This is a genomic window from Anaerococcus hydrogenalis DSM 7454 (assembly GCF_000173355.1).
Classification (GTDB): Bacteria; Bacillota; Clostridia; order Tissierellales; family Peptoniphilaceae; genus Anaerococcus; species Anaerococcus hydrogenalis.
This window is the reverse complement of sequence record NZ_ABXA01000004.1, coordinates 19,867-41,539: the sequence shown is the minus strand read 5'-3', so window position 1 is coordinate 41,539 and position 21,673 is coordinate 19,867. Positions and strand designations below refer to the sequence as shown.

23 protein-coding genes and 1 rRNA gene are annotated in these 21,673 nt (G+C 30.9%); 6 read left to right on the top strand and 18 right to left on the bottom strand.

Annotation, left to right across the window (positions count from 1 at the left end; genetic code table 11):
• The 14 genes from ANHYDRO_RS01220 to ANHYDRO_RS01170 form a co-directional block, all read right to left on the bottom strand.
• A 16S ribosomal RNA gene (locus tag ANHYDRO_RS01220) occupies positions 1–67 on the bottom strand; the annotation flags it as partial.
• 349 nt (positions 68–416) lie between these two features.
• Positions 417–581 (bottom strand): hypothetical protein, encoded by a 165-nt coding sequence (locus ANHYDRO_RS10255; protein WP_004812642.1) that lies wholly within the window; start codon positions 579–581, stop codon positions 417–419.
• Positions 582–751: 170 nt separating this feature from the next.
• Entirely contained in the window at positions 752–1,024 is a 273-nt protein-coding gene (locus tag ANHYDRO_RS10250) for a hypothetical protein (RefSeq protein WP_004812640.1), read from the bottom strand.
• A gap of 61 nt (positions 1,025–1,085) precedes the next feature.
• The gene (locus tag ANHYDRO_RS10245; protein WP_004812639.1) at positions 1,086–1,736 is read right to left on the bottom strand and encodes a glutathionylspermidine synthase family protein; all 651 of its coding nucleotides are present in this window, start codon (positions 1,734–1,736) and stop codon (positions 1,086–1,088) included.
• A gap of 17 nt (positions 1,737–1,753) precedes the next feature.
• Positions 1,754–1,978 carry a DUF951 domain-containing protein gene (locus ANHYDRO_RS01210; RefSeq protein ID WP_004812637.1) on the bottom strand — a complete coding sequence of 75 codons (225 nt, stop codon included), beginning with the start codon at positions 1,976–1,978 and terminating at the stop codon, positions 1,754–1,756.
• Entirely contained in the window at positions 1,965–2,831 is an 867-nt protein-coding gene (locus tag ANHYDRO_RS01205; RefSeq protein ID WP_004812634.1) for a mechanosensitive ion channel family protein, read from the bottom strand. The genes ANHYDRO_RS01210 and ANHYDRO_RS01205 overlap by 14 nt, the downstream gene beginning before the upstream one ends.
• Complete coding sequence (locus ANHYDRO_RS01200; protein ID WP_004812633.1) at positions 2,824–3,342, bottom strand: SGNH/GDSL hydrolase family protein; 519 nt, start codon at positions 3,340–3,342, stop codon at positions 2,824–2,826. The genes ANHYDRO_RS01205 and ANHYDRO_RS01200 overlap by 8 nt, the downstream gene beginning before the upstream one ends.
• The gene (locus ANHYDRO_RS01195) at positions 3,342–5,333 is read right to left on the bottom strand and encodes an alpha-amylase family glycosyl hydrolase (RefSeq protein WP_004812631.1); all 1,992 of its coding nucleotides are present in this window, start codon (positions 5,331–5,333) and stop codon (positions 3,342–3,344) included. Before ANHYDRO_RS01195 ends, ANHYDRO_RS01200 begins: the two co-directional genes overlap by 1 nt.
• 39 nt (positions 5,334–5,372) lie before the next feature.
• Positions 5,373–7,433, bottom strand: coding sequence for an elongation factor G (gene fusA, locus ANHYDRO_RS01190; protein WP_004812630.1), 2,061 nt, complete (start codon positions 7,431–7,433; stop codon positions 5,373–5,375).
• A 201-nt stretch (positions 7,434–7,634) separates the two neighbouring features.
• Positions 7,635–7,904: a DUF956 family protein gene (locus tag ANHYDRO_RS01185; RefSeq protein WP_262359394.1), complete on the bottom strand. Its 270-nt coding sequence runs from the start codon at positions 7,902–7,904 to the stop codon at positions 7,635–7,637.
• On the bottom strand, positions 7,849–8,004 hold the full coding sequence (locus tag ANHYDRO_RS11050) for a DUF956 family protein (protein WP_262359393.1): 156 nt from the start codon (positions 8,002–8,004) through the stop codon (positions 7,849–7,851). Before ANHYDRO_RS11050 ends, ANHYDRO_RS01185 begins: the two co-directional genes overlap by 56 nt.
• Positions 8,004–8,933, bottom strand: coding sequence for a PTS system mannose/fructose/sorbose family transporter subunit IID (locus tag ANHYDRO_RS01180; RefSeq protein ID WP_004812625.1), 930 nt, complete (start codon positions 8,931–8,933; stop codon positions 8,004–8,006). The genes ANHYDRO_RS11050 and ANHYDRO_RS01180 overlap by 1 nt, the downstream gene beginning before the upstream one ends.
• Positions 8,934–8,941: 8 nt before the next feature.
• Positions 8,942–9,751: a PTS mannose/fructose/sorbose transporter subunit IIC gene (locus tag ANHYDRO_RS01175; protein WP_004812623.1), complete on the bottom strand. Its 810-nt coding sequence runs from the start codon at positions 9,749–9,751 to the stop codon at positions 8,942–8,944.
• 9 nt (positions 9,752–9,760) lie between these two features.
• Complete coding sequence (locus tag ANHYDRO_RS01170) at positions 9,761–10,762, bottom strand: PTS sugar transporter subunit IIB (protein WP_004812620.1); 1,002 nt, start codon at positions 10,760–10,762, stop codon at positions 9,761–9,763.
• 164 nt (positions 10,763–10,926) lie between these two features.
• On the opposite strand from ANHYDRO_RS01170, the gene ANHYDRO_RS10240 reads away from it, so the two are divergent.
• From ANHYDRO_RS10240 to ANHYDRO_RS01150, 6 genes are all read left to right on the top strand, one after another.
• Positions 10,927–11,667, top strand: a complete 741-nt coding sequence (locus tag ANHYDRO_RS10240) for an insulinase family protein (protein WP_004812618.1) — start codon at positions 10,927–10,929, stop codon at positions 11,665–11,667.
• Between the two features lie 37 nt (positions 11,668–11,704).
• Complete coding sequence (locus ANHYDRO_RS10235) at positions 11,705–13,090, top strand: insulinase family protein (protein ID WP_262359395.1); 1,386 nt, start codon at positions 11,705–11,707, stop codon at positions 13,088–13,090.
• A complete protein-coding gene (locus ANHYDRO_RS10230) occupies positions 13,050–13,784 on the top strand; it encodes an insulinase family protein (protein ID WP_341864581.1) in 735 nt (244 codons plus the stop codon). Before ANHYDRO_RS10235 ends, ANHYDRO_RS10230 begins: the two co-directional genes overlap by 41 nt.
• A gap of 112 nt (positions 13,785–13,896) precedes the next feature.
• Positions 13,897–15,015 carry a 5-bromo-4-chloroindolyl phosphate hydrolysis family protein gene (locus tag ANHYDRO_RS01160; RefSeq protein WP_004812610.1) on the top strand — a complete coding sequence of 373 codons (1,119 nt, stop codon included), beginning with the start codon at positions 13,897–13,899 and terminating at the stop codon, positions 15,013–15,015.
• Positions 15,008–16,114, top strand: coding sequence for a toxic anion resistance protein (locus ANHYDRO_RS01155; protein WP_004812607.1), 1,107 nt, complete (start codon positions 15,008–15,010; stop codon positions 16,112–16,114). The genes ANHYDRO_RS01160 and ANHYDRO_RS01155 overlap by 8 nt, the downstream gene beginning before the upstream one ends.
• Positions 16,115–16,123: 9 nt before the next feature.
• Positions 16,124–16,384 carry a hypothetical protein gene (locus ANHYDRO_RS01150; protein ID WP_004812605.1) on the top strand — a complete coding sequence of 87 codons (261 nt, stop codon included), beginning with the start codon at positions 16,124–16,126 and terminating at the stop codon, positions 16,382–16,384.
• A 698-nt stretch (positions 16,385–17,082) separates the two neighbouring features.
• Here the strand turns inward: ANHYDRO_RS01150 and ANHYDRO_RS01145 are convergent.
• From ANHYDRO_RS01145 to ANHYDRO_RS01135, 4 genes are all read right to left on the bottom strand, one after another.
• Complete coding sequence (locus tag ANHYDRO_RS01145; RefSeq protein ID WP_148315716.1) at positions 17,083–17,373, bottom strand: GIY-YIG nuclease family protein; 291 nt, start codon at positions 17,371–17,373, stop codon at positions 17,083–17,085.
• A gap of 763 nt (positions 17,374–18,136) precedes the next feature.
• A complete protein-coding gene (locus ANHYDRO_RS10225; protein ID WP_244261610.1) occupies positions 18,137–18,637 on the bottom strand; it encodes a SpaA isopeptide-forming pilin-related protein in 501 nt (166 codons plus the stop codon).
• Between the two features lie 194 nt (positions 18,638–18,831).
• Positions 18,832–19,416 carry a hypothetical protein gene (locus ANHYDRO_RS10220; protein ID WP_004812600.1) on the bottom strand — a complete coding sequence of 195 codons (585 nt, stop codon included), beginning with the start codon at positions 19,414–19,416 and terminating at the stop codon, positions 18,832–18,834.
• Between the two features lie 24 nt (positions 19,417–19,440).
• Positions 19,441–21,555, bottom strand: a complete 2,115-nt coding sequence (locus ANHYDRO_RS01135; protein ID WP_004812596.1) for an isopeptide-forming domain-containing fimbrial protein — start codon at positions 21,553–21,555, stop codon at positions 19,441–19,443.
• Positions 21,556–21,673 lie beyond the last annotated feature (118 nt).

The following is a 21,673-nucleotide window of genomic DNA, read 5'->3' as shown; positions in this document are numbered from 1 at the left end:
GTTCGACTTGCATGTGTTATGCACGCCGCCAGCGTTTATCCTGAGCCAGGATCAAACTCTCAATTAAAGTTTGATCTTGACTATTGTCATTTTCATTTGGTCTCAAAGTATTAACTTTGTAGTTTTATTTGTTTATTAAAGGTTCATGTGTCATTTGTAATGACTATTTAAGTCTACCACCTTTTTGAAAGCTTGTCAAGTTTTTTTAAGATTTTTTAATTTCTTTTGTTTAACACGACCTCTTTCTTGGTGCCGACTATTATATTATATCTCGTATTTTTTCTGTCAAGTTTTTTTGTAAGTTTTTTTAAAACTTTTTTCTTGACTTATTTTTGAGATAAAAAATATAGCTGTTAATCAAACAGCTATATTAGTATATTATCTTTTTTGACTTTTGTCAAATTGTTTTTTTATTTTTATTTTTCCCTAATTTTCAAGGAACTTACTACATAATATTCTCTGGCTGAGCTTATTAGGGCAGCATTTCCTATTCTCATATATGGGGAGATGAATTTTTTATTGTAGGCAAATAGGCCTGTTACAAAGGAAAAGTCTTCTAGTTTTGCTTTGTCATCTTCCATTTTTATAAATTTTATTGGTTTTACTGTGTAGTATTCTTGGTAGATATAGTCTTTGTCTTTTATTTGATCTAATATCTTTTCAAATTCTTTTTTATCGTGTTCTTTTCCTACATATATTCCATGGGATGCATAGCCTTGGATAGGTTTTAGGATATATTTGTCTTTTTCTTCTAATATTTTTTCTTTGTCTTTTTTATAATTGAATTTTTCTGTGTATGGTATGTGTTTTTTATAAATTCATTTTCTTTTTCTGATAGAATTTTTTGGCTTTCTTCTAGTCTTAGGATTCTAAATATGTCTTTTGTGTAAAATAAGGTTGACCTAAAGGAGCCTATTGTCATTACCTCATCATTGAGATAAGCATCTATTAGGTTTTTACCTATATCTTGGTTTTCTATTAGATCACTTGTCACAAGTCTTCTATATACTAGGTCTATTTTCATATCATCTATATATAGGCCGCCATCTTTTCTTTCTAGATCTTTTAGGTTGGCGATTTTACACCTATGTCCTTTTTTTTTCGAATAGTTTTTGTATGGTTTTAAATTCTATATTGTCAAATTCTACTATGTCTACTATGGCTATGTTTATTTTTTCTTCGGTTTTTTTTGTTTTGTAATACAAACCTTCTATAGAATCTACTAGACTTTCTAGTAGGTCTATGTGGTCTATGACATATTTTTCTTTTAATTTTTCTATAGCCTTTGTTTCTTTCATCAAGTCTGCTAAAGACTTGTCTTCTAGCATTGCAGATGATCCGTCTGTGTTTAATTCACAAAATTTATAGTCTTCTCTTCCATCATACATTACATCAAATCTTGCTATAGGTGTTGATATATTATAGCCTGGATCTTTTAATATTAATTTTTCTGTCAAGGGGTCTAGGGCAAATAATTTTCTGTAAGATTCATTTTCTACATATTCTCTAGTTACTTTTTCTACTATAGACATAAAGGTATCTATCATATCATCATAAAGTTTATAGTCTTCTTGGCTATAAAAATATGCATCATATAAGGTAGGAATTTCTTCTTCCTTATATGTTGCTCCATATTCTTTTCTATTATTTAGTAATTTTTCATAGTCTTTTTTATATTCTTGGTAGTTTTCATTTATTATCTTTTCATAATCAATTTTTATTTGGTCATTTATCATTAATTCCTTTTTCTCCTTTAGTCTTCTGGTTCGTAGTTTACTATTGATACAAATTTTCCTTCTTTGTTTTGTATCTTTCTAATTCTTTTGTCAAAGTCCATTCTTTTTAACCAAACTAATTTATCACAACCTAGACACCTTAGTTTCATATCTGCTCCCATTCTTTCGATTTTCCATTTATTTTCTCCACAAGGATGGGGTTTTTTTAAGCTTACTATGTCGTTTATTTTATATTTTTTCATATATTTCCTCTTCTAATAAACTGCTTTTTATATTTCTTTTTTCCATTTCAATTTTTATTAGCTCTCTTACTTTTCTTGAAATCTCCCACTGAGTTCCTATTTTTACTAGGGATGTTACCCTTACCTTATAGGAGAAGTCTTTGAATTCTGTTATTTCAAAAAAACTTAAGTCTTCTATAAAGGCCTTTTTGTATTTTGGCATATTTTTTATTTTTTGTGAAACTGTTTCAATCATAGCTTTTACATCTTCAAGTTTTGTATCGTTTGATACGCAAAAATATGCCTCACTTCTTTGGGCTCCCCTGTTGTAGTTTTGAACATTTGTTATATTTGAATTTGGAATTATGTGAAGAGATCCGTTGTAATCTCTTATTTTTGTAATCCTAAGATTTACTTCTTCTACTGTTCCTTCTACTCCAGAGCATACAACCCATTCTCCAACCCTTAGTTTATCATCAAATATTATAAAAATTCCCTTTACAAAATCTGCAATTAAGGTTTGGGCACCAAGGGCTATGGCTATACCTCCGATTCCTGCAGTTGCTATCAGACTTGAGGTATTTATGCCAAATATATCCAAAATTATTGTAATAGCTATAAAAATTATTATTACCCTAACTGTTGAATAGAATACTTTTGTTAGGGTTTCAAGTTTTGCTGCATTTCTATTTATTCTCTTCTTATTCCTATTAAAAAACTTAATTATAATTTTGTGAACAAGTTTTAGTACAAAAAAGCAAACTAAAACAACAATAGCTACTGAAATTATATCTATAATTATTTTATTTCTCATAAATTCAGGCAATAAGGAACTTTTTTCTACCATCTTATCAATATCATTTATTTCATCCATTTATATCATCCTTTATAATTTTCTCGATTTTTTCTGCTAACTTTTGGTGAAAAATCTTTCCCATATGAAGCCCATCTAGATAGTAGGGCTCAATTTTTCTTGAATCTAAAATAAGGGCATCCAAATCGTACAATTTCTCTGCAAAATTATTTATTTTTTCATTTACATAAGCATAAATTGGATAGGCATCTTCCTCTTCTAGAAGGGGTGGGATAATTATTAGATTTTTCTTGGCAGTCGATAAGTCTAATATACTTTTGACATTTGAATATGCAAGATTCACACTTTCTCCATTCAAAAAATCATTAGACCCACCAAAAATTATTAAATAATCAATATTCTCGTATTTATTTTTTATTTTTTTATACCTTTTAACCATATCAGAGCTTGTAGAACCATTTATGCCAAGATTTATAATTTCAAAACCCGCCTTTGTTAAAAAGCGGGTGTAATTATTGCATTCTACAAGATAACCTTGGGTAAAGGAATCTCCTAAGCAAATTATTTTCATTATTCTACCTTCTTTAAGGCAAGGGCTGTTCTTGATGGGATATAAATTTCAATTCCATCATAGTCAGTATTTTCCAAATTTTTAGATTCATAAATTATATCTTTAGATATCCTATCAAGTCCACCAAATTCTTCATCATCTGTATCTAAGATTACTTTAAATTTTCCCTTATCGTGGATTGGCACTTGGAAAGAGTCGTAGGAATTTTGTGGGTGGAAGTTGAAAATATAAACTATATCCTTATTTCTGTAGGCAATAACCTTCCTATCATTATCAAGCCATAGCCTAAAAATATCATTTCCTAATTGATCATATTCTTTTATTTGATCAAGCATTTTCTCGTCCCATTTTAAGAGCCAATCATATTTTAATAAATCATTATCTGCCAATGACCAAAGACGTCTTGCATAATGGAAGGAATAATTATTTCCTTCTCTTGGAAAATCTATCCATTCAGGATGGCCAAATTCATTACCCATGAAATTTAAATATCCTTCAGCCCCCATGGAAATTGTAATCCACCTTATCATCTTGTGAAGGGCAATGGCCCTATCTATTATAATATTATGGGTTTTCTTTTCCATATCCCAATACATAGCAGAATCTGCAAGCCTAAAAATTGTAGTTTTTGATCCAACAAGGGCTTGGTCGTGACTTTCTACATAAGAAATTCTTTTTTCTTCCGGCCTATAGGTTGAAAGTTCATACCACATCCTTCCCATATCCCAGTCTTCATCTCTTTTTTCCAAGACCTTTTCCCAAAAATCTGGCATGCCCATAGAAAGTCTATAATCAAAACCAATTCCTCCATCTTTTATTGGAAGACACATTCCTGGCATGGCTGACATATCTTCAGCAATTGTTATAGCATCTTTTTTAACTTCTCTTATAAGTTCGTTGGCAAGTTGGAGGTAATTTATAGCTTCAATGTCCGTATTCATAGAAAAATATTTTGAGTAATTATCAAAGCTTTCTCCTCTTCCGTGATTTTTATAGATCATAGAAGTTACCCCATCAAACCTAAAGCCATCAAAGTGAAATTCCTCTAGCCAATATTTTATATTTGAAAGTAGGAAGTGACATACTCCAGGTTTGTGATAGTCAAATAATTTGGAATCCCAATCAGGATGGTTTCCCTCATCTCCTTCATGGAAAAATTGGTATTCTGTTCCATCAAAGAGGTTTATTCCCTCGTTAGTATTTTTTACAGAATGAGAATGAACCAAGTCCATTATCACATTAAGACCCATTTCATGAGCTGTGTTAATCAAGGATTTTAATTCGTCATTTTCTCCATACCATGAAGATGGGGCAAAGAAATTTGAAACTTGATAACCAAAAGATCCGTAGTAAGGATGCTCTGCTATGGCCATAAGTTGGATGGTATTGTAACCTTCTTTTTTAATTCTTGGAAGAATATTTTTTTCAAATTCCTTGTAAGTTCCAACCCCTTCTCTCTCACAAGCCATACCTATATGGGCCTCATAAATTAAGAGATCATCTTTTTTTATCTTAAATTTATCGTCAGTCCACTCAAATTTTTTTCTAGGATTTTCTAGGATTGCTGAAAAATCGTGGTTTTCATCTCTTTCTACCCTTCTTGCAAAAAGAGGTATCCTATCTTGGAAACTATCTCCATAATCAACCATAACCTTAAGTCTGGATTTGTGGGGAATAGTTCTTATCCCCTTTATGAAAATTTCCCAATCACTATCATTTATTTTTTTTAAAGGATGGGAATGTCTATCCCAATTATTAAAATCTCCAACTAGGTAAAGTCCCTTAGCATTAGGTGCCCATTCCCTATAAATCCAACCTGTTTTTGTTTTATGAAAGCCGTAATAATTGTGGGCATTGGCGAAGTCTTTTAATTTTTCACCTTTTTTCAAAAGTCTATTCTTTTGTTTTTTATACTCTTCCATCCTAAGGTCTATATCATTTTTGTAGTCCTTTATCCAAGGATCAATTTCCAAAATTTTCCAGTCTTTCATTATTTTGCCCCTTTTCTAAACTATATTTTAAATAAGATTTTATTCTTTTTTATTAGCTTCAACTATTTTTTCAGTCAAATCTTTTGGCACTTCTTCATATTTCTCAAATTCCATTGAGAAAGATCCACGAGCCTGAGTCATTGACCTTAAATCTATAGAATATGTTAAAACTTCACTTTCTGGTGCAAGAGCTGAAATTATTTGGGAGCCGTCTTCTTGTGGTTCCATTCCCAAAATTTTTCCACGTCTCTTGTTCATATCTCCCATAACATCGCCCATGTACTTATCATCAACTTTAATTTCAAGTTTCATAATAGGCTCAAGTAGGATTGGTTTTGCTTCTTCAACTCCTTTTTTAAAGGCAATTCTTGCAGCAGATTTAAAAGCTTGCTCGTTTGAATCAACTGGATGGTAAGAGCCATCATATAAGGTAGCCTTGATTCCAACAACCTTATATCCTGCAAGAGGTCCTTCTTCCATAGAATCTTTAAGTCCCTTTTCAACTGCAGGGAAGTAATTTTTAGGAACTGCCCCACCAAATACTTCTTCTTCAAAAATAAACTCTTCATCACAAGGTTCAAACCTAACAAAAACATCACCATATTGGCCGGCACCACCGGATTGTTTTTTGTGTTTACCTTGAACGTCAGATTTACCCTTAATAGTTTCCCTATAAGGAATTTTCAAATCAACCACTTTTGTATTAACAGAATAATTATCTTTTAGCTTATCCATCAAAACCTCAAGTTGAACATTTCCAAGTCCTGCCAAAACTTCTTGGTGGGTTTCAACATCTCTTCTATCTTCAAAAGTTGGATCTTCTTCAGATAATTTTTTCAAAGCTGCTGATATCTTATCCTCATCATTTTTACTTTCAGCCTCTATTGCATAAAATAAAACTGGTTTTGGATATTTAATTCTCTTATATTCAATAGGATTATCCTTAGTGCATAAAGTATCTCCAGTTTGAAGGCTATCTTGTTTAGAAAATGCTCCAATATCTCCAGCAACAATTCTTTCAGTTTTAAATTGTTCTTTGCCTCTTAAATAGAAAATATTAGAAGCCTTTAACTCCTTATCCTTAGAAATATCATAGAAAGTTTGGTCTTTTTTAATAGCTCCAGATAAAACCTTAAATATTGATATTTTTCCCAAAAATGGATCTGCAATTGTTTTGAAAACAACAGCAGAAAAAGGACTATCTTCACTAACTTCAAACTCTTCATAATCATCAGTAACTCTAAATCCAATATTTGCAGCCTTGTGGTCTGGAGATGGCATAAATCTTGTAATAATATCTAATAATAAATCAAGACCAATTTCTTTTTCTAAACTTCCTGCCAAAAGAGGAACAGCGCTACCGTTTACAATAGCCTTTCTAAAACCTTCCTTGAATTCTTCTTCTGTAAAACTTTCACCAGAAAAATACTTATCCATCAAGGCATCATCACTTTCAGCAACAACCTCTAAAATTTCCTCATAAACTGCATCTACTTCTTCAAGTCTAATTTCTGGTATTTCGACTTCTTCTCTTACACCATCTTTATATTTATAAGCTTTTTTATCTACAACATCGATTAAACCTTCAAAGTCTTCCCCTTCACCAAGGGTTAAGGTTAGTGGGATTATTTTTTTAGAAAATTCAATGTGCAAGTCACTAACTGCTTGGTTAAAATTAGCATTTTCCTTATCTAATTTATTAACAAAAATTATTCTTGGCAAAGAAATATTTTCTGTATATTTCCAATATTTTTCAGTTCCAACTTCAATCGGATTTTCTCCATCAATTACAAACAAAGCTGATTCACTTGCCCTAAGAGCATTTAAAACTTCACCTTCAAAGTCAAAAAATCCAGGAGCATCGATAAAGTTTACCTTATAATCTTTATATTCAACAGGAATTATTGATGTTTGGATAGAAATTTTTCTTTTAATTTCTTGCTTCTCATAATCAGAAACAGTGTTTCCATCAGAAACTTTTCCTACCCTATCAATGGCCTTTGTATGGTATAGTAAAGATTCAGTTAGGCTAGTTTTACCTGCTCCTGAATGCCCTACTAAAGCTAAATTCCTTAATTTGTTTGTTTTATAATCTTTCATAATAAAATAACCTCCATTTAGTCGATGAAAACATTTTTTTCATTCTATGTATTTTATATACCCAATTTATCAAATTTAATTTATATATTTTTATAAAGAAGTCAGATTTTTTTGGTGAAAAAGTTTTTATTGTTAAAATATCTTCTAAAAAAACTTATCCAATTAAAATTTCCCATAAAAAAAGACCCAGAAAATCTGAGTCTATTTTTTTATTAAATTTTTAATCCCTCTTTTAATTACTTCAAAAAACGATAGGGACCTTCTTAATTTATTTGAATCTATATAATTATTTAAAACTCTTAAAACTTTTTTATTATCCCTACTTGTGAAAATAAAATTCCCATTTTTCTTTGTATGAATTGCAAACCTATTTATTTTTTTGCCAAATAAAACTGATGCGCTTACAAAAGAAATTTCATTGTAAGGAATTTGTATATAATCTCCTAGATTTTTTTTCATTATAATATTCAAAGGCCTTGTCCCCTATCATTATATCCCCATCAGAAGTAAATCCATTAAGGCATCTTGCCTTAATGGATAAATCTACTTTTTTATTTTGACTTTGAACCATTACATAATTCCAAGTACAGATGCTATAATTCCTATAATAAATAGGGCTATAATTATAACAATTGGTGATACATTTTTCTTTAATAATTTACAAATACCAAGAGTAAGTAACATTGGAACAAGTCCTGGTATTAATTGGTTTAAGTTATCTTGTAAAGTTGTAACTTTTACTTGGTCAAGTCCTGCTGATCCTAATTGATCATAAAGTTTGAAAGCTTCTTGAAGGCCCTTGCTTCCGCTTGATAGAGAATTCCAATCAATAAAAGATCCCGCTTGTTGGGTTACTTCTGATACATTTACTGTAAATGTAACATTTACCCATCTTTGTACCAAAGCTCCAACTATAAACATACCTACAATTGATGCAACTAGGTTTACCTTTCCTAAAAGACCACCTGATAAGTCTTTGGTAATTTCATTTCCTACCTTATAACCAAACTCTTGACTCTTCCATTCAAATAACATTCTTAAAACATTCCATAATACAAAGAATAATATTGGTCCAATAGGATTTCCTGTAAGGGCCATTGATGCACCAAGGGCTCCTATGATTGGTCTTGCTGTAAACCAGAAAACAGGATCTCCTACACCTGCCAAAGGTCCCATCATTCCTACCTTTACAGAGTTTATTGTTTTATCTTCGATTGGAGCCCCGTTTGCTCTTTCTTCTTCCATAGCAAGGGTAACTCCCATTACTGGGCTTGAAAGATATGGGTGGGTATTATAAAACTCCAAGTGTCTTTTTAAGGCAGCTTTTCTGTCTTCGTCTGATTTGTATAATTTTTTGATAGCTGGAATTATTGAATAACACCAACCGCCATTTTGCATACGTTCGTAATTCCAAGAACCTTGTAGGAGTTGATGACGATTAAATACTTTTATCCTATCAGATCTTGATAATTCTATTCTTTTTTCATTTACTTCAGTCATATTTCCTCCTAATAATCATTTATAATATCGCCAAGTGGATCTCCAGTATTATTTGATCCATTTGATGAAGATGATTCTTTAAGTTTTAAATAAATTAGGGCAAGTGAAAATCCTACTACACCTAGTCCTATTAGGGTTAGTTGTGGGATTGCTGCAACTGCAAAACCTATGGCAAAAAATGGCCAAGTTTCTTTTGTACTCATCATATTAATTACCATAGCATAACCTACTGCTGCAACCATTCCTCCACCTACTTCCATACCATGTGTTAACCAATCAGGCATAGAATTTAAAACGCTTGTTACAACTTTTGGTGAAACAAAACAAAGTGCTGCTGCAGGAATTGCAATCCTAAGTCCTTGCATTAAAACTGCAAGCATTTGTAAGACTTCAATTTTTCTAAAATTTCCTTCTTCTGCTGCTGCATCCATTCCGTGAACTATAGGAATTGCTAAAGTTCTTGCTATCATTGTTAAAAATAGACCTGCTACTGAAAGTGGAATTGCTACTGCTATTGATGTATTTATTGCGTTATTTACATTTCCTGTTCCATCTTGTAGGGCCAAAACCATAATTATTGCACTTGCAACTGATGCAAGGGCCGCATCTGGGGCTACTGCTGCTCCTATATTTGCCCAACCTAAAGCTATCATTTGAAGAGCTCCACCAAGCATAATTCCTTCTTTTAAATGTCCACTTACAAGTCCAATCAAAGTACAAGCTACTATTGGTTGATGAAATTGGAATTGGTCTAGGATTCCTTCCATACCTGCAAGTAGAGCAACTATAACAATTAAAATAATACTAATTGCTGACATAATTCCTCCTTAAGCCAAACCAAGTTCTGATTTTGCTTTTTTCATAATATTTTTAAAGTTTTCTGGTTGATTTGCTGGAACTTTTCTTACATCGATTTTTACTCCCTTATCAAGTAATTTTTCAAAAGTTTCAACATCTTCCTTACCCATAGAAACTGTAGAAGTTACATAGGCCTTTCCTTGTGAATGGGCCATTGATCCAAGATTTAATTCATCTAAATCTACTCCTAATTCTATAAGGGCTAGGGCATCTTGGGGTGTTTCAAATAATAACATTGCCCTTGTATCTCCAAAACGTGGATCTTTAAAAATTTCTGCCATCTTCCAAACTGGTACAACGTGAGCCTTAACTCCTGGAGGTGCTGCCTCTCTTATCATTGACTTACGAAGCTCATCCTCACTTACATTGTCACTTACTACAATAATCCTTGAAGGATTTGTTGCCTTTGTCCAGCCTGTTGCAACTTGTCCATGAAGTAATCTTGTATCAATCCTTGCAAGAACAATATTAATTTTTCCACTTCCAATTACAGTTCCTTCTGGAATCGATCCCGAAATTTTTGGAAGTTTTTCTTTTACATCTTCTTTTTGATTTGAATTATTATAATCGTCCATCAAAGATTCTGGTTTAGTTTTTACTCCTTCTTTGGCAGGTTCTAGTAAGGCTTTTGCAAGATCGTGTGATTTTTCTTCCATAAGTCTTGAACCTAAGGCCTCGATTAACATGGGTAAATTAAGTCCGGTAAGAACAGCCCAATTTTCTTCATGTCCATCCATTAGAGCTGAAACTTGATTAAATGGTGTTCCACCCCATAGGTCGACTAAGAAAAGTATCTCTTGGCAATCTAGTTTTTTGATTTTTTCTTCAAGCTCAGATCTTAAATCATCAGGGCCCATTGAAGGTAAGAGAACAGCTGTTTCGAGTTTTTCTTGTTCTCCGAAAATCATCTCGCCAGATTGTCTTATACCATTTGCAAATTCTCCATGACTTGCCAGTATAATACCTATCATTTACTTCCCTCCTTAAAATATATTGATTTATATTATAAACCTACTTTAATTTTACCCTATTTCTTGTAATTTATTAAATATTTTTTTAACTATGTTTTTTATTAATGAGATAAAATTTATTTAAGAGTATAGTCCTAGTAAATATATAAAGAAAGGATTTATTTATGGAAAAATATATCTTAATAAAAAATAAAAAATATGAAAAACTTGGCCTAGATGTTTTTTTGTATGAACACAAAAAATCTGGGGCAAGAATTAATTATATAAAGGCTGATGACAAAAATAAAACTTTTGCTATAGCTTTCAAAACTCCTCCAGAATCTTCCAAGGGAATTTCCCATATTTTGGAACATTCTGTTTTAAATGGGTCAAAAAAATATAGGACTAAGGAACCTTTTATGGATATGATTGGATCAAGTCTTCAAACTTTTTTAAATGCCATGACCTATCCAGACAAAACTGTTTATCCTGTAGCAAGCGAAAATGACAAGGACTTTTTTAATTTGCAAGATGTTTATCTTGATGCAGTTTTTAATCCAAGAGTTTTAGATAAGGAAGAAATTTTCCTCCAAGAAGGAAAATCTATAAAAATCGATGAGGATGGAAATTTCTCTATATCAGGAGTTGTTTATAATGAAATGAAAGGGGCTACTACAAATCCTGACACCATTATTATAAATGAAATAAATAAATATCTTTACAAAAACTCCTGCTACCAATATGTCTCAGGAGGAAATCCCTACGATATTTCAAAATTATCATATGGGGAATTTTTAGATTATTACAATAGATTTTACCACCCATCAAATGCCCAAATTTTCTATTATGGGGATATGGATATAGAAAAATATTTAGAAAATCTTGATGTGGAATACTTATCCCATTATGAGAAAAAGAAATTGTAGCTGATTGTAGGGTTTTTGAAAATTATTATAAAAACCTATCTTTACAAAATTCCAATCAAATAATGAAGATAAAAACAAGTCATACCTAACCTATTCATTTTTAACTAACAAAAGAGCTGATATAAAAGACCAGCTTGCAAATGCAATCTTATCTATCGCCCTTTTCAATTCAGATTCTTCTGAAATTTCCCAAAGAATTTACAAGGAAATTTCTCCAGAAAGTTTTTATGCAAGAACAGGTTATGGGGATATTTCTTCAATTCAAATTACAGCCCAAGGCACATCCTATGAAAATTTGGATAAATTTGTTGAAATAATTGAAGAAGAACTTGAAAAATATGCCAACCATATTCCAAAAGATTCCCTAAAGGCAGCCCACGCACTTTTTGATTTTTCTCAAAGAGACCAAATAAATTCAGCCTCAAAGGGAATTGAATATATACTCATGCACAATTTAGATAATGAAATTTTTGAAAGTTTAAATTTGATTGACTATATAAATGAACTGGGAGATTTGATTGAAACTGATTATTTTGAAAAACAAGTTAGGAAATATTTCCTTAATAACAAGACAAAATTAGTCTTAGTAGCAAAACCTGATAAGGATTATTTCAAAAATATAGAAGAAAAAATTGATCAGGACTTAGAAGATTATAAAAATTCCTTATCTAAAGATCAAATTGATGACCTAAAGAAAAAGGAAGAAAGATTAAAAACTTTCCAAGAAAGGCAAGATTCTAAAGAGGATAAGGCTACAATTCCTACTCTTGAAATTAGTGACCTTGACCTTGAAGTTGAAAAAGTTCCAAGACAGGTTGAGGATGATGATTTTAAATTTATCTACCATGACCTTGATAGTGCGGGAATGATTTATAGTGAATTATTCTTTGACGTAAATCACATGGATCTTGAAAATCTAAAATACCTTTGCCTAATATCAGACTTTTTGGGATCAATTGATACAAAAAAATATTCCTACCAAAAATTAGATGACTTAATTCCAATAAATATGGCAGGTCTTAATTTTTCCGTCCAAAATATAAAAAATAAAGAGGGACAAATCAATAATTTTATAAAAATTTCCTTTAAAACTACCCTTGATAGGTATGAAAACTCTCTTGGAATAATAAAAGAAGTCATGAAAAATACTGATTTTTCTGATGAAAAAAGAATTAAGGATATCTTAAAGCAAATAAAGGCCATGTTTGAAATGAACATGTATGATTCAGGTCACAGCCTTGCCCTAACCCGTTCTTTCTCACATTTTGATAAGCTTTCATACATCAAAGACCAGCTAAATGGTTTTGGATACTATGAATTTATAAAGAAAATTTCCAAAGATGTAGAAGATAATTTCTCTAGCTTCAAAGAAAAATTAGAAAATTTATACAAGGAAATTTTCTCAAAAAAACCTTCTAATTAATATTACAGGATCAAATGAAGATTATAAAATTCTTAAAACATATATAAAGAAAGAATTTTCAGACCTTGATAAAATAGAAAAAGATAAGGCTAAGATTGAATTTAATAAATCTTATTATAAGGAAGGAATTTTATCCGATGCAAATGTAAATTATGTTTCAATGGGGGCAGATTTAAAAGAATTTTCTGATAAAAAATTAAATCTTTTGACCCTTTCTTCATCAATTATTTCAAATCCCTACCTTCACGATTTAATTCGTGCAAAAGGGGGAGCTTATGGAGCAGGCCTTATGGTTGATAAGTATGGAAATATTGGGACCTATTCTTACAGGGACCCTAATATAGAAAAAACTGTAGAAAATTATAAAAAAATACCAGATATTTTAGAAAATTTAAGGCTTGATCCAAATGATTTAAAAAACCAAAAAATTTCAAAAATGGGTTCATATTTAAAACCTCAATCTATCCAAGCCAAGACTTCTTTGGATTTTCTAAGGTACTTGCAAGGATTTTCTTATAAGGAGCTTCATGATAAACTTTTTGATATAAAAAATGCTAGCTTAGATGATATAATAAATTTGAAAGATTCTTATAAAAATATTTTAGATAAAAACAACCTTACCGTTTTTGGGAATAGAGAAAAAATAAGGGAAAATAAAAATTATTTTGATAAAATAATAGACCTTGATTCTTAAATATATGAATATTTTTATTAATATATTTAAATCTAACAATCAAATATTAAATAAATATTAAAGATTATTTAAGATTTAAAGCTTTCGGGTATAATTTTATTAAGGAGTTATTATGACAGATTTTGATAAAGAAAATGAAAAATCTTTGGAAAATAGTCTAAATAAGGCTATTTCCGACATGGATTTTTCTGACATAAGCGAAAAATTAAAAAATAGTTTGGATAATTTTATTGATAGGACTATGGCCTTTGTAAATTATAGGCCAAATAATAAGCCTGTCCTTCAAACAAAAAATCCCCAAGTTTGCGCCCAAAATTTACCAGAAAAATCTAAGGCTGGACTTTTGAAAGCTGGTGGTATTTTTTCCTTCATAGTTACTTTTGCAAGTGGCCTTTCAGTTTTTGATGGTGGTCCTGATATGTTTACAGATTTAATTATGGCTATCGCTTTTGGAATTATGGGAGTTTTTTCTTGGAAAAGATTTAAAGAAGTTGATATGATTTCAAAAGATTACACAAGATTTTTAAAAGAACTTGGCCATAATACTGTAATTCCCATAAGAGATTTGGCATCAGCAGTTCAAAAATCTGAAGAAGATACAATAAAAGAGCTTATGTATATGATGAATAAGGGATATTTCAAACAAGCTAGAATTGTTGAAAATGATTCATTATTTTTGCTAGATATTCCAACTTTCAAATTATACAAAGACCAAAAAAGTCAAATGCCAAATTTGTCTTATGAAGAAAAAAAACAAATAGAAAATGATGCCCACAAGAATGTAAATATAGAAAAGGCAGAAAACATAATACAAATTGCAAGCAAGGAAATAAATTCTATAAATCTTGATATTTCGAGGATTAAATCTAGATCTTTTCTTGAAAAAGTAATAGAAATCAAAAAAAACATAGAAAATATTGTAAATATTATAAAAAGATACCCGGACAAGGCCTATGCCTTGGATAAGTTTATGGATTATTATTTGCCAACAACTGTAAAATTAATCGATGCCTACGCAGAATATGAAATTATTGAATCTAAGGACCCAAAAATAAAAAATTCTCTTTTTGAAATTGAATCTTCTATAGAAACAATCAACCAGGCTTTTGGAAAAATCCAATTGGAACTTATGGAAGATAGGACAATGGATATAAAAACCGACATAGATACAATGAAAATTCTCTTAAATCAAGAAGGATATTTAGAAAAAGATTGGAGCAAAGATGAGTGATATTAAATTAAGGCTAGACGGAGCCGACCAAGATCCAAAATTAGAAGCAGTTTCCTATAAAAATGAAATTAAAATAGACGAGTCTATTAAGTTTTCACCAGAAGAAGAAAAGCAAATTGACGATTTTTCTAAAAAAATTGACCTAGAAGATTCAAATATAATATTACAATACGGAGTTGGAGCCCAAAAAAAGATTTCCAATTTCTCAGAAAAGACCTTAAATACAGTAAGAAACAAGGACCTTGGAGAAATTGGTGGACTTTTGGATAAGGTAATTACTGAAATAAAAACAATGGACCAAGATGATGGTGGGGTTTTTGGATTTTTCAAAAAGCAAAAATCAAAGCTTGATAGTATGAAATTAAAATACCAATCAACAGAAAAAAATATTGATGAAATTGCCAAGGCCTTGGACATGCACCAAATAACCCTATTAAAAGATATTTCCATGCTAGATCAAATGTATGAATTAAATGAAGATTATTACAAGGAACTTTCCATGTATATAGAAGCTGGAAATAGAAAGCTTCAAAAAACTTTCACAGAAGACATACCAGAACTTGAAAACAAGGCCCAATCTTCAAACCTTCCAATGGATGCCCAAAAGGCAAATGATTTAAAAGCTCAAGCAAACAGGTTTGAGAAAAAATTGCATGACTTAGACTTAACCAGGATGGTTTCAATGCAAATGGCCCCACAAATTAGGATGGTCCAATCATCAAACTCAATTATGGCAGAAAAAATCCAAACAACAATTGTAAACACAATTCCTCTTTGGAAAAATCAAATGGTTCTAGCCCTTGGCATGAGCCACACAGAACAAGCAATCCGTGCCCAAGAAGCTGTAACAAATCTTACCAATGACTTATTAAAATCAAATGCTGACAAATTAAAACAAAATACAATAGATACAGCAAGGGCAACCGAACGTGGTATAATAGACCTTGATACAATTAAATACACAAACGATAGACTAATAGAAGCTATTGATGAGGTAAGAACAATCCAAATCGAAGGAAAGAAAAATAGAGAAGATGCCAAAAACGAACTTGGCAGACTTGAAGAAGAATTAAAAAGAAATTTATTAAAAAATAATTAGGAGAAAAAAATGGCAGAAAAAATAGAATTTAAATTTGATACCCAGCTTTTAATAGCAGGAGAAGACTTAGACGAAGATGAAATTTTCGATCACATAACAGAAAATTTCGAAGGAGATAGCCTCCTTGCAGTAGGAGATGAAGACTTAATAAAAATCCACTTCCACACAAATAAACCATGGGAAATATTAGAATACGCCCAATCAATCGGAGATATATTTGATGTAGTAGTAGAAAATATGCAAAGACAAGCAGATGGACTAAAGGGATAAATAAAAAGACAGGAATTTTTCCTGTCTTTTTTTGAATAAAATAAGAAACTCAATCTAGAGTTTTTAGAAATTTCTCTTTTATTTACTAAATTTATATAAATCATAATCCTTGAGATCTCTAACTTCATTCGAGATGGGTTTTTGTTTCACTTGCTTAATTACTAAAGTATATAGCTAACTATGATTTTAAATTTCACTGTTATTGTATTACTGTAAGTCTCACCATTAATTTTACTTAATTCAAAGTTAAAATATAATAAAGATACAACTCATTCGAAGTACATAATATAATAAAGACTAAGCTCCATTTCGAGCCTGTCGAGAAATCTCTTTGGTTATCTTCAGAGTGTAATTTATTTTTACCTTGGGTTTTATATATCGTATTTATTGCCTACTTTATTTACAGATTTACATAATTCATGAGATCTCTCCACTCCTTCCGTACGATAAATCGGGATAAATAACTGAAATCAACGGTTGTTTATCTGGTCGAGATGGGTTAGAGCTCTTTTTGATTTATTACTAAAGTCCTTATTTTCACAATATTCTCTTATTGACTTTTATAATTAATTATAATATCTATGTTTCTAGTAAATGGACCTAACTAAATCACATCTCAAGCTTGTTGAGAGATCTATAAGTTAACTTTATCTTATAATACGTACTTTCCTTGAATTTTCTTCTAAATTAAAATCAGATTAACTGTACCAATCAAAAGATAAATCTCTCCGTTTTGGATTTATTGAGTTTATTAATTTATTTTTCTTTTCCCTACTCCGTCTTTTTAATTGTTTTTCCCTTGATAAAGCCTCATATTTGTTGTCTAGATATTCATAATATACCAATTTTGTACAATTATATTTGTCAGTAAAGCCTTCTACAACATGATTTCTATGTTCATATAGTCTTTTTTCTAGATTATGAGTGTAGCCAATATATATGGTGGAATTGCTTTTATTTGCTAGTATATATACATAATAATCTGACATAATATTCTCCATATTTTGTATTTATAATAAAAAAATACCCATATTTCAATTTTTTAATGCACGTTCTAATTTTAAATGAATTTAATTATAAGCTATATTAATATCAGAGATCTCTCGACTTCGCTCGAGATGGGTTATGATTTTCTTTAATTGGTTGCTAAAGTATAAGCTTATTTATCATTTAAAGTTTCACTTAATTCTTTTATATTTTTTTTATTTATATTCTTAATTTTAATAATTAAGAATTTTCTATTAATATTTTTCTAATATCTTTTTATTAATTATGATAGTTAATAGTTTTCTGTTTTTATTTTAAAGCTTAATTTATTCCTATTCGTAGCAAAACCTATAAATAAAGATTAACCCCATCTCGAGCTTGTCGAGAGATCTCTGGATTGTATTGTGATTATAATTCCATTTTTACCTTGGATTATATAAGGATATTTCCTTAAATATTTACTTTTTCTCTTGATTTACTTATTACATGAGATCTCTCCACTCCCTTCACTCGGTCGAGATGGGTTAATGTTCTCTTTATTTTATTACTAAAGTCCTTATTTTATTTATATGCTCTATTTATTTTTATAATTCGTTCTATATTAAATTTTTAATAACCAACCGAAGTCTTATCCATCTCGAGCTTGCCAAGAGATCTCTCGGGTATGCTTTGCTTGTAATTTGTTTTTCCCTTGAGCTATCTTGACTTTTTTATTTTAGGCACAAAAAAAACTACCCTGCCAAGCAAGGTAGTCTTTTAAAGATTTTATTCTTTAGCCCTAACAAATCTTATTCCTACTCCTATCATCAACAAGGCTATTGCCATTATTAGTAGGATTGTGTTATCTCCGGTTTTGGCCATTGATTGTAGGTTTTTGCCTAGTCTGGATCCTACTGTTGTGCCACCGTTTGGGGTGGTTTTTGTTGGTGGGGGTGGGGTTGTTGGTTTAAAGTTTTTTATGCGGATTGTTTTTGTGTGTGAGTTTTCGTTTATTTCGAAATCATTTGGGACTGTGTTTTCGATGTAGCCTTGTGGGGCTTTGGTTTCTACTAGTCTATATTGTCCATAAGGGAGATTTTTTGTTTTAAATTCGCCCTTATCATCACTTGTTAGGGTGTAGATTTTGTCATTTTCCATGACATCTTCATAGCCCTTGTCGGTTTTGACTTGAACTTTAAAAACTGCTCCTTTTAGTGGGTCATCATTTGTGCCGTCGATTTTTATAAATGAAAAATAATTTTCTGGATTATCTTTTTCATTTAGCATTTCGATGCTACCAGTTTGAGCCGGGTCACTTTCTTTTCCCACTTGAGATTCATAGCCTTTTAGAGGCTTTGTCTCTTTGAACTTTACCTTTTCTTCTAGACCATAGATTTTAATTTGTCCCTTTTCGTCAGTGAAAAGCTCTTTGATTGTCCCGTCTTTTTTGTAGGTTAATTTTTCTTTTCCCTTATCATCTTTTATTTTTTAAAGTAAAGAATCTCACCTTTTTCATTTATCACCTCAAAGCCTACGTTTTTTAAAACTTCACCAGAATTTTTGTCCCTTTTGGTTAGGGTCAAGTCGTCTGGGGCTTTTTTGGGATAAATTGTGAGGGGATTTTCTGTATTTTCGTCAATTATTGCAAGGAAAGGAATATAAGGTTTATATATATCATTTGACCTATATCTTAATAGATAGGCTCCCTTTTCCAAATTATCAATACTTGCAAAATACATGCCTTCTTTTTCTTCTGATTCTTCTGACTTGCTTGATGATTTCATCTCACCCAAATCTTTTGAAATTTCCTCGTCTGTTTTATCTTTATAAAGATTAACAAAATCAAGATTTTTTTGAGGATCTTTCAAATCTTTTGCTTTGTCTTCTGGAATTTTCCAGTAATCTACATAATCTACAATAGTTTGTTCTTTACTTTCACCATCTGTGAAATTTGTATTTATTAATAGGCTATTTCCGCTTTCAGCCAAAGCTAAAAGAGGAGTAACTAGCTGTAATATTACCATAAAAACTATGGAAAATATTATATTTTTATTTAATTTTTTCATAGTAACTCCTCTGTTTAGTTAATATTATGCTTGTTCTTTGTTAGCTTTCATTTTGTAAGCTGCAAGTCCCATAATCATAAGACCAGCTACTACAAAGATGATTGAACCAATACCACCTGTTTGTGGGATTGTTACTTTCTTATTCTCTACTTGTGTAAATCCTTTATCATCAGTAAGTTTTGTTCCTTCAAGTTTTGTTGTACCAAATGAATCTTTACCTACTGTGAATGGAACTGGTTTAGTTAATTTAGCATAGCCTTCTGGAGCTTTCTTTTCTTCTAATTGATAATCTCCTTCTTCTATACCTGATACTCTAAAGTAACCGTCTGTGCTTGATTTAAATACTGTCGCATTATCTTTCTTATCACTGAATTCCCATTCGCTTTGAGCTTTAGCGTATGCTTTATCTCTAGCTGTTTTTAATGGTGCAATTTCTTTATCTGATTTATTATTTTTTACAGCATCTTTATAAGCTTTTTCTGCAGCTACATATTCTTTTTGGTCAGCTTCTAATGCTGTATTACCTTTTTTAACTAAATATAGAGTTTTATTTCCTTCGGTTTTAGAAATAATGAATTCTGCGTTTACAAGACCCTTACCTTCTTGGTCAACCTTTTGGAATCTGTGTCCATAACTTACAACACCTGGTTCTTCTGGGTCTTTTGGTTTTGGAATATCATTTTTGTAGTTTTTGATAGTAACTTCACCATCATCACCAAGTCCGTATTCTGCTTCGTTACCTGGTTTAAATGTTTCTTTTACTATATATTGTCTATCTGTATCTAGACCTGTCCACTCATGGAATTTTTTATCTATGGTTAGAGTTTGTGTTGCACTTTGACCATCAGTAAATTCTACTGGTTTACCTGTGTGAGCGTCGTAAATTGTTACTTTTACTTCTTCACCTTTAACCCATTCACCTTCAACATTAGGGAAGCTCTTTGTTACTTTTAATTTTCCTTCTTTAGGTTTTTGTGGTTTTGGTGTATTAGAATGTTCTTGCTTATTTCCATAGTGGAAAATTACGTCGTTTCGTTCTTGTCTTTGAACTTTTGCTTTATCATTTACTGTTGCAGAGTATGTGATGTGAACTCTTGTTTCAGCAGTTTGTTTATTGATTTTTCCAAGACCTGCTGTAGTAAATTCAAGTTTAAATCCATTTCCATCTTTTACTAAAGTATAATCAGTATCTTTTTTTAGATAGTTTTCTTCTGTAGCTGTTTTTTCAGCTTCTTTTGAACCAATATATACTTTTAAACTATTTTCATTAAATGTAAGACCTTCTGTCATTTGGTCTGTCCATTTTGCTGTTTGATAATCAGATCCAGCTGGAACTAATGTTTCAATTTCATAAGGTACTTCTTTACCTACAAATGCACCTTCAACGATATTATTTTCTATTTCTTTTCTATCTTTGTTTGCATCTGCTTTTCCTTTAAAGTCTTTGTCTACTTTTGGTTCTTCAGCTGTTGTATTTTTTGGATATACGTGGATAGCATTATTTACTGATCCATCTTTGTTGAATAATGGAAGAGCTAAACCAAATGGAACGGCCTTCATTCCTGTAATTGTTTGATCTTTTCCATCTTTTCCTTCGCCAGGAATAACTTTTGAAGTTTCTACAGCCCAGATAAATCTGTTTTCATTTGCTGGTATAGTAATTTTATCAAGTTCTACACCACCCTTAGCAGAAACTATATCTTTTTTAGTTAGGTTTTTAGCCCCTTTTAAATGAGCATCTACTTTTTCTACTGTATCAAATTTTGATGAATCTTTAATCATTTCTTTATATTTTGCTTCATCATTGAATACCCAGTAAGTAAATTTAACGCCTGCTAATTCTTCAGCATTATCATCAGAGAAGAAATCTTTTATATTGTTGATTTCACCACCAACATATTTTTCTTTTGGTTCTCCTCTAAGTCCTTCAATAAACTCTCCACTTTTGTCTAATTTTGGTAGAGTATCAAGGCTGCTTAATTTTAGTTTGTGTAAAGTTACAGTAGTCTCTTGTTGCTCTTTTGATGTACCTGCAACAACAGTACCGGCTTCATCAGCCTTAGCATTTACAAAAGGTGCTGCTATTATTCCGAACACCATTGCGAATGCTGTTAAAAATGACAAAATTTTGTGTTTCATAATTTTCTCCTTTATATTTTTTTGTCAATATGCATTGATATGTTTTGGCTTTCGCCTATCAATTATGTATAATCTGTATTTCAAGATTTATACTAGAAACGTTCCTACATTTATAATT